The sequence below is a fragment of the Nitrospira sp. genome, from assembly GCA_016873435.1.
In the GTDB taxonomy this organism is placed as follows: domain Bacteria; phylum Nitrospirota; class Nitrospiria; order Nitrospirales; family Nitrospiraceae; genus VGXF01.
This window is the reverse complement of the sequence record VGXF01000002.1, coordinates 137,102-150,531: the sequence shown is the minus strand read 5'-3', so window position 1 is coordinate 150,531 and position 13,430 is coordinate 137,102. Positions and strand designations below refer to the sequence as shown.

Annotated in this window: 16 protein-coding genes; 7 read left to right on the top strand and 9 right to left on the bottom strand. The window is 57.1% G+C overall.

Annotation, left to right across the window (positions count from 1 at the left end):
• Window positions 1-4: 4 nt before the first annotated feature.
• Together FJ248_02415 and FJ248_02410 are read right to left on the bottom strand one after the other, a co-directional pair.
• Window positions 5-313, bottom strand: coding sequence for an MTH1187 family thiamine-binding protein (locus FJ248_02415; protein ID MBM4119741.1), 309 nt, complete (start codon window positions 311-313; stop codon window positions 5-7).
• Window positions 314-328: 15 nt separating this feature from the next.
• Window positions 329-952 carry a bifunctional precorrin-2 dehydrogenase/sirohydrochlorin ferrochelatase gene (locus tag FJ248_02410; protein MBM4119740.1) on the bottom strand — a complete coding sequence of 208 codons (624 nt, stop codon included), beginning with the start codon at window positions 950-952 and terminating at the stop codon, window positions 329-331.
• 488 nt (window positions 953-1,440) lie between these two features.
• Here FJ248_02410 and FJ248_02405 point away from each other — a divergent pair, with 488 nt between their 5' ends.
• Window positions 1,441-1,893 carry a hypothetical protein gene (locus FJ248_02405; GenBank protein ID MBM4119739.1) on the top strand — a complete coding sequence of 151 codons (453 nt, stop codon included), beginning with the start codon at window positions 1,441-1,443 and terminating at the stop codon, window positions 1,891-1,893.
• A 79-nt stretch (window positions 1,894-1,972) separates the two neighbouring features.
• Here the strand turns inward: FJ248_02405 and FJ248_02400 are convergent, their stop codons facing one another.
• Window positions 1,973-2,527, bottom strand: coding sequence for an HNH endonuclease (locus FJ248_02400; protein ID MBM4119738.1), 555 nt, complete (start codon window positions 2,525-2,527; stop codon window positions 1,973-1,975).
• A 265-nt stretch (window positions 2,528-2,792) separates the two neighbouring features.
• Here FJ248_02400 and FJ248_02395 point away from each other — a divergent pair, with 265 nt between their 5' ends.
• A complete protein-coding gene (locus tag FJ248_02395) occupies window positions 2,793-3,101 on the top strand; it encodes a Rieske 2Fe-2S domain-containing protein (protein MBM4119737.1) in 309 nt (102 codons plus the stop codon).
• Between the two features lie 60 nt (window positions 3,102-3,161).
• Here FJ248_02395 and FJ248_02390 read toward each other — a convergent pair whose 3' ends face one another.
• Window positions 3,162-3,560 carry a hypothetical protein gene (locus FJ248_02390; protein ID MBM4119736.1) on the bottom strand — a complete coding sequence of 133 codons (399 nt, stop codon included), beginning with the start codon at window positions 3,558-3,560 and terminating at the stop codon, window positions 3,162-3,164.
• Between the two features lie 296 nt (window positions 3,561-3,856).
• Here FJ248_02390 and FJ248_02385 point away from each other — a divergent pair, with 296 nt between their 5' ends.
• The 4 genes from FJ248_02385 (at window position 3,857) to FJ248_02370 (ending at window position 5,437) form a co-directional block, all read left to right on the top strand.
• On the top strand, window positions 3,857-4,300 hold the full coding sequence (locus tag FJ248_02385) for a gamma-glutamylcyclotransferase (GenBank protein MBM4119735.1): 444 nt from the start codon (window positions 3,857-3,859) through the stop codon (window positions 4,298-4,300).
• 75 nt (window positions 4,301-4,375) lie between these two features.
• Complete coding sequence (locus tag FJ248_02380) at window positions 4,376-4,705, top strand: (2Fe-2S) ferredoxin domain-containing protein (GenBank protein ID MBM4119734.1); 330 nt, start codon at window positions 4,376-4,378, stop codon at window positions 4,703-4,705.
• Complete coding sequence (locus FJ248_02375) at window positions 4,686-5,225, top strand: MogA/MoaB family molybdenum cofactor biosynthesis protein (protein MBM4119733.1); 540 nt, start codon at window positions 4,686-4,688, stop codon at window positions 5,223-5,225. Before FJ248_02380 ends, FJ248_02375 begins: the two co-directional genes overlap by 20 nt.
• A gap of 26 nt (window positions 5,226-5,251) precedes the next feature.
• Entirely contained in the window at window positions 5,252-5,437 is a 186-nt protein-coding gene (locus FJ248_02370) for a hypothetical protein (GenBank protein MBM4119732.1), read from the top strand.
• A 177-nt stretch (window positions 5,438-5,614) separates the two neighbouring features.
• Here FJ248_02370 and FJ248_02365 read toward each other — a convergent pair whose 3' ends face one another.
• The 3 genes from FJ248_02365 to FJ248_02355 all read right to left on the bottom strand — a co-directional run bounded on the left by FJ248_02365 (window position 5,615) and on the right by FJ248_02355 (window position 9,126).
• Window positions 5,615-6,646 carry a zinc-binding dehydrogenase gene (locus tag FJ248_02365; GenBank protein MBM4119731.1) on the bottom strand — a complete coding sequence of 344 codons (1,032 nt, stop codon included), beginning with the start codon at window positions 6,644-6,646 and terminating at the stop codon, window positions 5,615-5,617.
• A 47-nt stretch (window positions 6,647-6,693) separates the two neighbouring features.
• A complete protein-coding gene (locus FJ248_02360; protein MBM4119730.1) occupies window positions 6,694-7,626 on the bottom strand; it encodes a PhzF family phenazine biosynthesis protein in 933 nt (310 codons plus the stop codon).
• A gap of 261 nt (window positions 7,627-7,887) precedes the next feature.
• A complete protein-coding gene (locus FJ248_02355; protein ID MBM4119729.1) occupies window positions 7,888-9,126 on the bottom strand; it encodes a hypothetical protein in 1,239 nt (412 codons plus the stop codon).
• 61 nt (window positions 9,127-9,187) lie between these two features.
• Here FJ248_02355 and FJ248_02350 point away from each other — a divergent pair, with 61 nt between their 5' ends.
• Complete coding sequence (locus tag FJ248_02350) at window positions 9,188-9,430, top strand: hypothetical protein (GenBank protein ID MBM4119728.1); 243 nt, start codon at window positions 9,188-9,190, stop codon at window positions 9,428-9,430.
• Between the two features lie 77 nt (window positions 9,431-9,507).
• Here the strand turns inward: FJ248_02350 and FJ248_02345 are convergent, their stop codons facing one another.
• Window positions 9,508-11,451 (bottom strand): radical SAM protein, encoded by a 1,944-nt coding sequence (locus FJ248_02345; protein ID MBM4119727.1) that lies wholly within the window; start codon window positions 11,449-11,451, stop codon window positions 9,508-9,510.
• A gap of 11 nt (window positions 11,452-11,462) precedes the next feature.
• Window positions 11,463-13,361: a radical SAM protein gene (locus FJ248_02340; protein MBM4119726.1), complete on the bottom strand. Its 1,899-nt coding sequence runs from the start codon at window positions 13,359-13,361 to the stop codon at window positions 11,463-11,465.
• Window positions 13,362-13,430 lie beyond the last annotated feature (69 nt).

Here is a 13,430-nt window from a genome sequence, read left to right as displayed (position 1 = left end):
CCTCCTACGTCTGAAGTTTTCGCTTTAACCGCTTTTCAACGCTGGCCACCTTCCCCCCGAGCCGTCCCGTGTGGCCTTTGCGAAAATCGACCTTGATCGTGCAGGAAATCCGGTTGCAATCCTTCCGCATCTGCTCGTAGCACTTCTGCACGACACGGAAGACGTCTGGCCATTCCCCTTCCAGCACTGTGCCCATTGGATTAAGACGGTACGGCACCCCACTCTTGTCGATGATATCGAGTGACCGGGCGACGTACTTCCCCACACTCTCGCTCTTTCCCAACGGCGACATGCTGAACTCGAGCAACACCATGATCTGCCTCCTTGCTCACTTGGCTTTCTGGTTCTGCCATGCCTTGGGATAGTCGATCTTTGCAGTCAGCCTGAACCCGTCCACCGCTTCCCGCAACAGCGTACGCCGGCGCTCCCCATCCGATTCGCCTTCCTGGAGGCTCTCACGTACGGAGGCGAGCCAGTCCATAAACGATTGGAAGGTGTCATCAAACACCTGCTCCAAATCCTGCCGTAGTCGGCTTGCCAGCGCCGGCGCTACGCCGCTAGTGCTAATTGCGCAACGCAGATGGCCGCGGCTGAGCACCGCCGGCATCCAGACATTCGAGTAGTCGGGTTGATCCAGTGACACCAACAGAAACTTGTCCCTTATCGCCTGCTCATAAAGGGCGCGCGAAAACTCCTCGTCGGCCCGCAGCGTATTGATGACGAGACACGCGCCGTCGGCATCCTGCCCTCGGAACAGCCGCACGCGATGAATCACCTTTGCCCCTGCCGTCAACTTGCGCAGCGCATCGTTCAACGTCGGACTCACGACCGTAACCTTAGCCCCAGCGTCAAGCAGACGCTGGGCCTTGTCGGACGCCTCCTCGTCGCCGCCTAGCACGACACAGAGACGGCCCTTCACATCGAGCGTAATGGGAAACCCCGGATTTGCCATGTCCTTCCTTTCACAGTGCGATATTCACAGAACGATCCCGCACAACGTACTATACAATAGCGGTAGCGCAATTCTAAAGTAGATCACAGCACGCACGGCGATTGAACTATGGCTGTCGTATGCGTCGCAGGCCTGCCGCCTCAGGCGCAACAGGGGCCTGTGGTACTCGCCCCCATCAGTGGCGGTATGCGCTGAGTCTCCTTATTGACGTCACCGAGGTCTAGGCGGGCACGCTGCAGCGAGAGACCAATTTTCACTTCGTTGTGGAGGGATTGTTCGATGTGGAGGAATGTGAATTTACAGTGATGCTCGGAACCAAAATTACCATGTGGACCGACCGGACTGCTCAGACCATCCGCGCCCAGTACGCCTGCCCTGTCAGCACCAGCGTTGCCATCCCGCATCACAAATAAATTCCCGGGACACTATCGCTAACGAGAAATGCCACGGTATAATGTGCGTGAATCATTTGCCCCAGAGGTAATTTTGTGAAAAAAGATACTATCCAGAGTATCGGCATCGCCGGAGGGATTATCGGGTTAGCTGCCATCGCCGCCTGGATGGGGCTCGCGCATGGTTGCGAGGCGCCCAATACACAGAGCACGATTTCAGGGCGTATTCTCATCGCACCTGAGCTGGAATCCAACCTCAGTCCAACCGACACGCTGTTCGTAATCGTCCGCCGGCCTGGCGGCTCGCCGCGCCCGCTCGCGGTCAAGCGCATTGATGGCCCCAAATTCCCGGTCCTGTTCGAGATCTCCAACGCCGACATGATGGTCCCAGGCTCGGAACTACGTGGCATGGTGGACATCGTCGCCCGCGTGGACAAGGACGGCAAGGCGGGCCAGCCGCAGCCGGGGGATTTGGAAGGTCAGTACGACAAGAACCCGACCTTACCGGGCGGATCAAACTTGGAGATCCTGATCAAGAAGATTTACTAGTGGGGTGAGGTAGGTCCAGATTAAGGATACCGCCGAGGAAATTTGTGATCTGCTTTGCCCTTACCCTTAGCCGGAACCGTCAAGGGCTATTTTCCTGTTCCGGGTCGGCGTCCAGCTCCAAATTCCAATACAGATAGTCCTGCCAGCTTTGCGGCGCATTTCGAATTCCAATCGTAATCGTGATCACCGGATTCCAGCGCGGCTTGACCGGTCTCCGGATCAGTCGCATGTTGGCTTCATCGGGCGTCCGGCCGCTCTTGCGGTTGTTGCACCGCCAGCAGGCGGTTACAATGTTCTCCCACGTCTTCTTGCCGCCCTTGGCGATTGGCACCACGTGGTCGAAGGTCAGCTCCTCAGTCCTGAATTTCTTGTTGCAGTACTGGCACGAATAGCCGTCCCGCGTGAAAATATTGATCCGGGAAAATTTTACCGCGCGATGGCTATCTTTCAGCTTCACCAGCTTGAGCAGCCGCATCACCGCTGGCAGCTTGAAGGTCACCGAAACGCCGCGGATGTCGCGGTCGTAGGTTTCTAGCACCTCGACCTTGCCCTGCCACAGCAGCGCAACCGCTTTTTGCCAATGGATCACACGGAGCGGTTCGTAGGTGGAGTTGAGGAGCAGGGTCAGCTCCATATACGTCGCGAATCGCCTCCCTACTAAAAACTAATCAGCATGAAGGGATCAGCCCTGGGTGCCTTGTCTGACTGAGCGGCGGGACACCTGTTGCCGCAAGGGATCTGCGTGAGCAGCAGCACTGTGCATGGACACTCAAATCGCAAACCCATTACGCAATTTATGCTAAGCACCTGCAGTAAATCAAGCAACCGGCTGAATACCCGCTGAAATACCCTTGCAGTCGGCGCACCGCCTCAGTATCCTACGCAACTTCGAGGTCGCCATGCCTAAAGCCGTGTCTGTCGCTAAACTTTCCGACGTCCGCCCGGGTGAATGCCTCGCCGCCAAGGCCGGCAAGATCACCGTAGCACTCTGCAACGTGAACGGCACGATCTACGCGCTTGACAATACCTGCCCGCACGCTGGCGGCCCGCTGGGTGAAGGGTTTCTCAACAGCGATTGCGTCGAATGTCCGTGGCACGGCTGGCGCTACAACGTGAAGACAGGCGAGCGACCGGAAAATCCTGCCATCAAAGTGGCTCGCTACGAGGTGCGCATCGAAGGCGACACCGTCCAAGTAGTGATCCCCTGAAATAACGCCCCTCGTATTGCGTAGCAATGCGACATACGCTTCACAAGTACGAGGCACATGCTACTTGGGCGGATACAGCGGCATCCTCTCGTTTTCAGTGACCGGCATTAAGCCTTGCGCCGGCACCGATACCGCCCTCACTGAGTGCGAGACCAGATCGGCCTCCCACTGAAACTCCCGCTCGAACCACTGATCCTTGTTCGCGCTCTGCTCGCGAATCGTAATTTGGACGAGGAAGCGATCCTGGCTCAACGGCTTCACCGTCCACTCACCCGGCCGCACCCCCTCGCCCCGCTCGGACCGCCCGCGCACATGCTCGTTGACCACCTGCAAGATTGTCGGAGCCCCCAGCGCTTTGTGCGTCTGCACCAGCGCCATGGCTTCCGCTGCGAGCGGATCAGTCACCGGATTGACCGTGATGGGTTTGAGCGCCCACCAGACGCCTCCGCCAATCAACACCAGTGCTAGCGCTCCGTAGTGCAGATAGCGACTAAGGGGGGATGATGGCTGTCCCGCAGAAGATGGCGAAGCCGGATTATCGGAAGTGGATGCTATGGTGTCCTCCTCCACCCCTATGGGCAGCCTGCAGACCTTGGGAATTAAACATTTTACAAACAGACCGATGGGTGAATTTGATAATACTGCCGGCCCGTTCCTCCGTCAACGGTTTCAGTCCGGTTGCCGATGTTTAAGACGATGTGTTACAACTATCTCCGTTTTTGGCACTCATCACACATGGATAGACACGGTTAGCTATGCAATTCTTTCTCTACGGCGACAATCTGAACCTTTCTCAGCTCACGCGACGAGCGCCGGAACACAAGCCGGTCTGCAAGGCCTACTTACCCGACCACACGGTCCATTTTTGCCGGTGGTCCACCCAGTGGCGGTGCGGTCTGCCAAGCGTAACACCGTCTCCAGGCGAAAAAGTCTGGGGTATGATCTTCGAAATCACGGAGGAAGACCTCAAGCTGCTGGACGAGTTTGAGCACGACGTTCCGGAGGGCACCTATCATCACCTGCCCGTCACCGTCATCACTGAGGCGGGTGACAAACTGCTCGTCACCACACACGCCGCCAAGCCCATTGGCAAATTCAAACCGAAGGCGCACTATCTGGATTGGGTTATCAAGGGACTCAAGCACTGGACCCTGCCGGAAGAATGCATCGAAACATGGAAGTCGTTTACACCCAAATGACACAAATGACACAGAAGGGCTGCGTCACGAGTGATGAGTGACTTGTAAGACGGACCAAGCACGAAGGAGAAGCCAATGCCAAAGCCCAAGTACCATATCGTTGTCTGCACCAACACACGTCCGCCCGGCCATCCCAAGCCATCCTGCGGCGCGCAAGGCTCCCCGCAATTACTCATGACCTTCAACATGAAGCTCATGGAAGCGGGTGTCATGCCTGGCGAAGTGCTGGTCACCGGCTCCTCCTGCCTGGGCCCGTGCGAGCAGGGGCCCACTGTCGTCGTCTACCCAGACAACGTCTGGTATTCGCAGGTGAAGGAGGCAGACGTGGCCACCATCGTCACCGAGCACATCAAGGGTGGCAAGCCGGCAGCCTCGCTCAAGCCGAATGCCGTCTGGGGTGGATAAGAAACTCGTGGCCCGTTCCGCTCCGCACGAGCATAAGGCGCAGGCGCCCACGCAGATCGGATGCATCGTAATTACATGCAGTGACACTCGCACGCCAGAGTCTGACACCAGCGGCTACCGCATCATGCACATGCTTAAGGATGCGGGCCACGGCGTCCTGTCCTATCAGCTCATCAAGGACGAGCCCTCCAAGATCAAGTCCGCCATCAAGAAGGCCGTCACCAACACAAAGGTTCAGGCCATCATCATTAATGGCGGCACCGGCATTGCGCGGAGGGATTCCACCTTCGAAGCGGTGGACAAGATGCTCGAGAAACGGCTGGATGGATTCGGGGAGGTCTTCCGCTTTCTGACCTATCAGGAAATTGGCTCCCCGGCCATCCTCAGCCGCGCCACGGCAGGCACGTATAAAGGAAGAATTGTCTTTTCAATTCCTGGCTCCGAAAACGCTGTCAAACTGGCCATGGAGACATTGATTCTTCCGGAGCTTGGGCATATTGTACAGCAGTTGACCAAGTAGCCCCGACCACCTTCACGGAGAGCACAATGGGACGACCAGGGAAGGCCACGCTCGCCAAGCGAGACCGCGAAAAGGCGAAACAACAGAAACAGAAGGAGAAGGAAGCCCGCCGCGTTCAGCGGAAGGCCGAGAAAGTCGAACGTCCGCACGTTGAGGGGGAAGATCCCGATCTCGCTGGCCTGCACTGGGGGCCACAGGAACCGCTGTACTAAAACTTTTATTCCGACAATCTCTGCATTCTTTGCCACAAGGAGAGCGTCGCCCTCCTGCAGCGCTTATTTTTTCGGCGGCCTCGATCACTGCAATCGCATTCAAAATCTTGAGTCCACGTCCCAGGGCAGCAACACCAGTCGCCATGGTACGCATCACCGCTCTGGCTTCTTGATGGACTAGCCAACCGAGAGCACGATCTTCCCGAAGAACTTCCGGCTTAGCATCTGTTCCTGCGCCGCCCGCGCATCCTTCAACGGGTAAACCTGATCAATGACCGGCTTGAGTTTACCGTCGCCGACCAGCTTGGCGGCTTCGACCAGTTCAGCCTTTGTGCCCAGATAAGAGCCCTTCAGCGTCAAGCTGCGCGAGAAGAGAGCGCGCAGATCAACCCTAGCTTCGCCGCCAGTTGTAGCACCGCAGGTGATCAGCCGCCCGCCCCTGGCCAGCGATTTCAGGCACTGCCCCCAGACATCGGGCCCAATGTGCTCGATCACCACGCCCACACCATAACCGCCGGTCAGTTCCAGGACGCGCTGGGTAATATCTTCCACTCCATGATTAATGACTTCATCCGCACCGAGTGCGAGCGCTTTCTTGATCTTCTCCTCCGAGCCGACGGTCGTGATGACTTTGGCACCGGTGTGCTTAGCAATCTGGATAGCCATGCTCCCCACGCCGCTACCTGCGCCCATGATCAGCGCCGTCTCTTCCTTGCGCAATCGGGCCAGCGTCACGATCATGTGCCAGGCTGTCACGGACACAAGCGGAAAGGCTGCGGCCTGTTCGAAGGTCAGCGCACCGGGAATCGGCAGCACGTTCCGGCCCGGCACTGCGACAAACTCGGCATAGCCGCCGTCGGTTCTGGCGCCCAGCACGCTGAATGCCGCACAGAGATTGTCACGACCCGCCTTGCACTGCTCACAAGCGCCACAGCTTAATCCGGGCGAGACGAAGACCTTCTGTCCGATCTTAAATTCTTTCACCTCGCCACCGATCTGTTCAATCTGCCCGGCCACGTCCGAACCAGAGATATGCGGCAACGCGATCTGATAGGAGGGAATGCCCTGACGCACCCAGAGGTCCAGATGGTTCACAGCGCAAGCCTTCACGCGAATTAAGACCTCGTCCGGCTTGATCTGCGGTTGCGGCCGATCTTCGTACTGCAGCTTTTCCGGCCCGCCGTGCTCATGAAAGACGACCGCTTTCATCTTAGACCTCGATCCCTAGTTCATCATTCATCGTTCTGTGGGCATCGCTATAAAGTGATCGTGCCCTCAATGACCAGGACCACTTCCCCGCCCACTTTCACATCCTGAATCACGTCGTCGTCGGATTCAACCTGGATAATGATGCGGGACGGCCGGCCCATCTCGTAGCCCTGCTCAGCGATGATCTCCGTCGTGATCGCTACCTCAACGACACCGTTCTGGACCAGATAGGCGCCGAGTGCGCCACTTGCACTCCCCGTGGCCGGATCTTCCAGAATGCCGATCAGCGGCGCAAACATACGTGTGTGGACGGTCGAAAACTCGTCGACCGTGACTGTTGTGAAGACCATGATGCCGTTGGCCCCGTGCCGCCCACAGAGCTCGGTCATCACCGTGAGATTGGGCACGATGGATCGAACCGCTGTCAATGTCCGTACCGGCACGATCATGACCGGCAGACCAGTGGACACGACCGCGACCGGGAATTTCGTCCCGGTAATCACCTTCTTCTCCAAGCCGAGCGCCACGGCGATTTCGGCCAAAGCATCCACCGCTTCGATCGTCTCCAGAAACTCCGGCTTGGGCTGGGTCATCACGACACGAAGAATCTGCCCCTTGTGTACGCGTAGTTCGATTGGAAATACGCCAATGTTACACTCGTACTGGAACGTCGCGATCGGCTCCTGCAGCCTGATCATCTTGAGTCTGGCCAGGATGAAAAATGTGCCGAGGATGGGATGGCCGGCAAAGGGAATTTCCTGCGTCGGGGTGAAGATGCGAACCTTAGCGGCGGCTTTCGGATTGCTTGGGGGTAGAACAAAGACCGTTTCTGAAAGATTCATCTCCCGGGCAATCTTCTGCAACTCCTCGTCCGTCAGGCCCGATGCATCCGGCAGGACAGCCACTGGATTACCGCCGAACGGCTCATCCGTGAAGACGTCCGCCTGGTAGAATTTTAACGTGCGCCTGGCTGGAGACACCTGTTACTCCGCGGATGATGAACAACGCTCCGGCTGCGGACTGACTCGTTCAAATTCCTACCGGATTACTTCACTGACGGCAAAAGACTACTGCCGCTCGCATAGGTAGCACTGCACGTGGCAGAAGCGCAGCTCGGCACGCACCTCCCTGCTCTTGCGCGCGCTGGAGCCTTGCTGGACGACTTTCCTAAACTTCCCAACTCGAGGCGTGGAGTACACTGTAGGTCAGCAGCCATTCCCTGTCAACGAACGCACAAGTGATTAAGCTGGGACGGGAAGAGCTTCATAAGATTGGGTTAAGGGGTTTTTGACGTAATCTTCGACATACTGCTTCAGCGAGCCATTGCGCCACAGCTGTCGGTTGGCAAAGTCCGTATTCACCTTGTGCAGGACCTTTACAGTTACACGGGTCCTCTTCATAAAATCCTCCAGCGTAACGCCGGTGATGTCCATATAATGCCCGCGGCCGGACTGCATGATGCACTTGGGTACGTGAATGACCTTCTCGCCCGTCAGCCGCCGGGCAATGTCGTCGAAGGTCAGCAGCACGGTACAATCGGAATCGCCGGAGAGCATCGTGTTCGGAACGAAGAGGTATTTGGCCCGGTTCTTCCTGTACATGTTCAGAATCTTAAAGACGCTCGCCGCCATGACGACGACATCCTTCTTCTGTAATTCCAGCGAGTCGAACAGGCTCACAATGCGGCGGCGGTTCAGGAAGGCTGTCACGTAGGCTTCCGTGTGAATGGTCTGAAAGTTGGGGAGCCCGGCGTCATAGATGCGCTGCGCCTCAGTGGCGAGATACGTGCGCCCCTGCCGCATAATCGCCAGAGTATCGCCCTTAATACCCCGCACCGGTGTCAGGCAGCCCATCCAGAGCACACATTTGTGATTCACCCGCGAGATGGCCCTCGCATCGTCCGACATCGTATGCTCGTCAAAAGCGTAGAAATTGGCCGAGGAAACAGCTGGGCCATCCAGCACCTTCATCAGATGTTTCACCGACGGCGCATGCGGCATCAGCTTTTCCCGGTAGCGCCCCAGCGTGATGACCGACAGCTCAAAGTTGATTCGGCCCGGATACTGCGCCACAAGCTGGTGTATTTTTGGCACGTGCACGAAACCCACTGTGAAAAACTGGATGTTCTTGTCTGTATGCTTCAGAAAGTCCTCCACCCACTCCATGGCCTTAGGATGGAGAAAGAGATCGGTCCATTCCATGTACTCGTTGCCACCCAGACACCAGTACTGCATCGGGTCAGTGGGCTTGCTGTTAATATAGTCGAGGATAAACTTCCAATCTTCGTCAGTCGTCTTGGGCGGATCGAGCGTTTCCCGGTAGGAGTGATCGAGTTCATAGCAGAAAGCGCACTGGACCGGACAGTTCTTGCCGAGACTCAAGGGAATCTTGCCGCCGTCCATTTCACGGCGCAGAACCTCCTTGTAATCCTTGCCGGCCAGCACTTTTCCAGGTTGGAGAATGGGAAGCGTCGAGCTCACGAGACCCTCAATTGACAGTCCAAATGGCTTTTTGCCAGACTGCCTTATGCCCGGTCAGCCTATCACAGATGAGGCGGTCGACACAGCCTTGCAGCTCTTTGGAAGTGACCGCTCGGTGACCCGCGCAGAACTCGATCTCAGAAAGACGGCGCTGCTCGACACTTGGCATCCAGACCGCTATGCCAATCTCACGAACAACCCAAAACAATACATGCAGAGCTATACGAAGGGTGAAGCGATGACACGGGCAATCGAGTCGGCATATCAAGTGCTCTGCGCTTGGCTGACGTCACAGAAGCACTAGCAGATTCGTCGTGTCACGTCGTTTGTGAGGCGTGCAGGGCGCGCGTTTGTGAGTGCGATCGCTTCACGGGGACCACTTTATGTTTGCGAGTGACTGACGACGCGGGCTACCGACTGATCGCCCTCGGTTTCCGCATCCCCGCGCGCCACCGGCCACGTGACGAGCCCCGACACCGCATCGCCATCCTTCGTCTTGGCATAGATCTGCGGTAGAGCATTCGTACCGAACTTGGAAATGTAGAGAAAAACATGCTCGCGGGCATTGACCCGCACGGCCCAAGGCTCGAAGTCGTTCTTGTAGAAGTCCTCGCAGAGCTGCATGGCATCAAGGCAGGAAATGCCGACCGGCTCGTTGAGCGTATAGTAGTAATCCAGCGGCAGGTCGTACTCCTCCTGCTTGTGGATTGTGATGCCAAATTTGTCCGGGTTCCGTACCATTGGCGTATGGCGATAGGCCACGAAATAGAACAGCTCGACCGAGTGAATATCTTTCTTGTGCTCGAGCAGAAACCGCCGCGTGTCCTCCGCCTCATCCCGCGTTTCCCCGGGGAATCCATAAAAGGCCATGACGTGATTCCAGATGCCGACTTTCGCCGCATCGCGTAAATTGCGTGCGATGATAGACTGCTTTACGTGTTTGTCCATCAGCTCCAACACGCGTTCGTTGGCGGACTCCATGCCATAGTAGAGCGTACAGCACCCGGCCTTAGCGGCCAGCTCCAGATCCTGCGTCTCGAGCGCTTCTTCAAAACGGATCAGCGTCGTCCACTTGATGCCAACGTTCTGATCCACAAGCGCCTGCGTGACTTTCTTGAAGAGCGCGGGGGGATAAGATTCGTCAGCAAACAGAAAATGTCGGCAGTTGTACTTGTCCCGCAGCGCCTTAACCTGATCCACCACCTGGGCCGATTGCAGACCGCGATATTGGTCAAAATAGCCCTGCCCATGGTCACAGAAGGTGCAGCGGCCCCAGTAGCAGCCGCGCGTGGCCAGATACGGCAGAATGCGGACCGGCACGAAATAGCTGTCGAGCGGAAACCCCTCGAAATCCGGCAACGGGAGCGTGGCCATCTTCTCCGTGTGGATTTCCTTGTTGACGTGGATTCCAGACGTATCGCGATAGATCAAATTGGGCACGGAGGATCGCTCTCGCTCGCCATTTAGGGCCTCCAGCAACCACAGCAGCGCATGCTCCCCTTCGTACATGATGGCCGAGTCGAAGATCGTGGTAAAAAACCGTTCGTGTTTAGGCAGTTCTTCCTGGAGCCGCGTGATGACGTTGCCGCCGACCACGACATGGATCTCCGGGAAAGCTTCCTTGATCATTTTACAGAAAGTCAGGCCGGCCATGAGTTGCATCTGCGTGCCAATGGAGACGCCGACCACAGCCGGCTTCTCGCGGCTGACCGATGGCAGCACGAGCTGACGGCAGACATCGCGGTAGACATTCACCTGCTCATCGTCAAGGCAGGCAAAGATCTCTGTCGAGACACCCGGTCGGTAGCCGAGGTTGCTTTCCATCGGATAGAACACGAGCGACGCCGGATAATAAGCGGCAGAGATGTATTGCATGGCTTCGCGAAAAACGTTCAGCGCCCAGTCGAGCTGCGCCGCATCATAGAACGCTTCGCCACGCGTGATGCGCTTGGCCTTGTCGGCGCGCTCGATCAGGTCGAACACGTCCACGTCGGCTTTGGCCTCGAGGCAGGTCTTATGCCCTAGCTCCTGCTCGCTCAGTGGGCCGGTGCGCTCTTTGAGTTCTAGCGCATGGCGATGTCCGGCAATGCGTGTCTTGACCCAAATCAAAAACGAATCGCTGAAGAACAGATCGTACATTTCGATGTTGATGTCCCGCTGCACGACCTCGTGCTCGTGCTGGCGCAAGACGGCCGTGAGGCTCGGCAGCGCGAGGTACGGAGCCGTCGGGACCCATTCAGGCGGAAACAGCAACATGACCTTGGATTTCTTCCTACCTGGCGTGGCCGGCTGCGGACGGCTGTCTATGGTAAGCAAGGGACTCATCGCGCCGGTTGTTACATCTTCCCTGCAAGCGTCGGCGTAGGTCCTGCAATTTTCGTCGCGTTGTATTGCAGATCCGGGAGTTTGGCGAGTCCAAACTTGCAGATGTAGAGAAAAATGTACTCCCGAATATACAGTCGCAAGTCCCAGCCAGCATGATGATTCTGCTCGAATTGTTCGAACACGCGCTCAGCTTCTTCGATGCTCATACCGTTCCTGACTGTGTAGTAATAATCAAGCGCAAGATCCCACTGCGGATTCTTGTAAGCCGTCACACCCCATTTCTCCGGATGCTTCGCCACTGGATTGTGCCGGCCCAGATCGAAGGTGCCGAACCCCAGTGAATGCACATGGTTCTTGTTCTGCTCAAGGAATTGTACTGACTGCCACGCCTCTTCCTTCGTCTCGCCGGGAAATCCGAAGAAGCCCATGCAGTGGTTCCAGATACCCGCGTCAGCCGTGTACTTAAGGTGCTTTGTCATCACCTCGGTCGTCGTCGCCTTGTCCATTAGGTGAAGCACCCGCTCGACGCCCGACTCGTAGCCAAAGTGGAGATAGCGGCAGCCTGACTCCTTCGCATCCTGCCAGACCTGATCCTCCAGCAGACTCTTCTCAAAGCGCATGTGCGTCGTCCAGTAGATGTTCATCTTGCTTTCAACTAAGCCGCGCCCCAGCTTGCGAAACAGTGCCGGCGGATAGGACTCATCGGTGAAGTGAAAATGACGGCACCCGTACTTGTCACGCAGGTGCTTGATTTCGCTTAGCACGTCCTGAATCTTCTTCGACCGGTAGCCCGCCGTGTAACCCTCGCCGTGGTCGCAGAACTCGCAGCGGCCCCAGTAGCAGCCGCGCGTGGCGAGATACGGGAGCGTCCGGACCGGCACGAAATACTTCTCCAGCGGCAGGCCGTCGAAATCCGGCGGTGGCAGCGCGTGCATGTCCTCCGCGTAGCTCATGGCGGATTCATGCACGCCGAACGTGTCCTTATAAATAGCATTGGGAACCTCGGCGAGGCTGCGCCTGGCCCCTACAGCCGACACCAGTTGCACAAAAGCCGTTTCCCCTTCATAGACCACAGCGCTGTCGAAATACTGGAACAGCGGCGACTGGGGCAGTGCGTCGCGCAGGCGCGTGACCGTATTGCCTCCAATCGTGACATGAATGTGTGGAAACTGTTCCTTGATGAGGGCACAGAAAGTCATTGTGGAAAAGAGTTGCTGCTGAAGGACGACCGAGATGCCAATGACGTCCGGCTTCTCCGCTTCGATCACCGGCCTCACGAGATGGTTGAATACGTCGCGGTAGATATTGACCTGTTCGTCCTGCACCGCCTCCATAATCTCGGCGGAGACATAGACCTTGTACGACAGGTTCGTCTCCATCGGCGGCAGGCAAATGCGCGCGGGCGCGTAGACCATCGAGATCACCGACGTGACCTCACGGAATACATGCATCGCCCACTCGAGCCGGTCGATGTCGTAAAACTCCTGCCCCCGGACGATGCGCTTAGCTTCCTCGGCCTTCTTCGCCAGTTCATCGATCCGCTGGCGGGTGATTTCGCAGAGCGCCAGCTGCAACTCCGCCTCGGCCGGCTCCAGATCGCGCTTCTTCGCCAGCTTGCGTAGGCGGTCCAATTGCTGTGGGACTTTCTTGAGGACCCGCTTCAGAAAATCCTCGCTGAAGTACCAGTCCCACATCTCCAGATTGATGTCTTTTTGCACGACTGTGTGGCCAGCCTGGCGCAGGACCGCAGTGAGGGATGGCAGACTCAGATAGGGCTCGGAGGGATACCAGTCGGGCGGGAAGATCAGCAGGACCTTCATCTTTCGCCCACTCTGGGCGTCCGATGTTTTACGATGAAGCTGAATCAGCTCGAGACTGGCTTTTTCGCCTTTAGAATACTCGATGCGCATGAGTGACCCCGGCCTAAACCTTTTTAAAAACTATTTTCATTGTAGGGCCTGCGCGAGAGATAGGTCAAG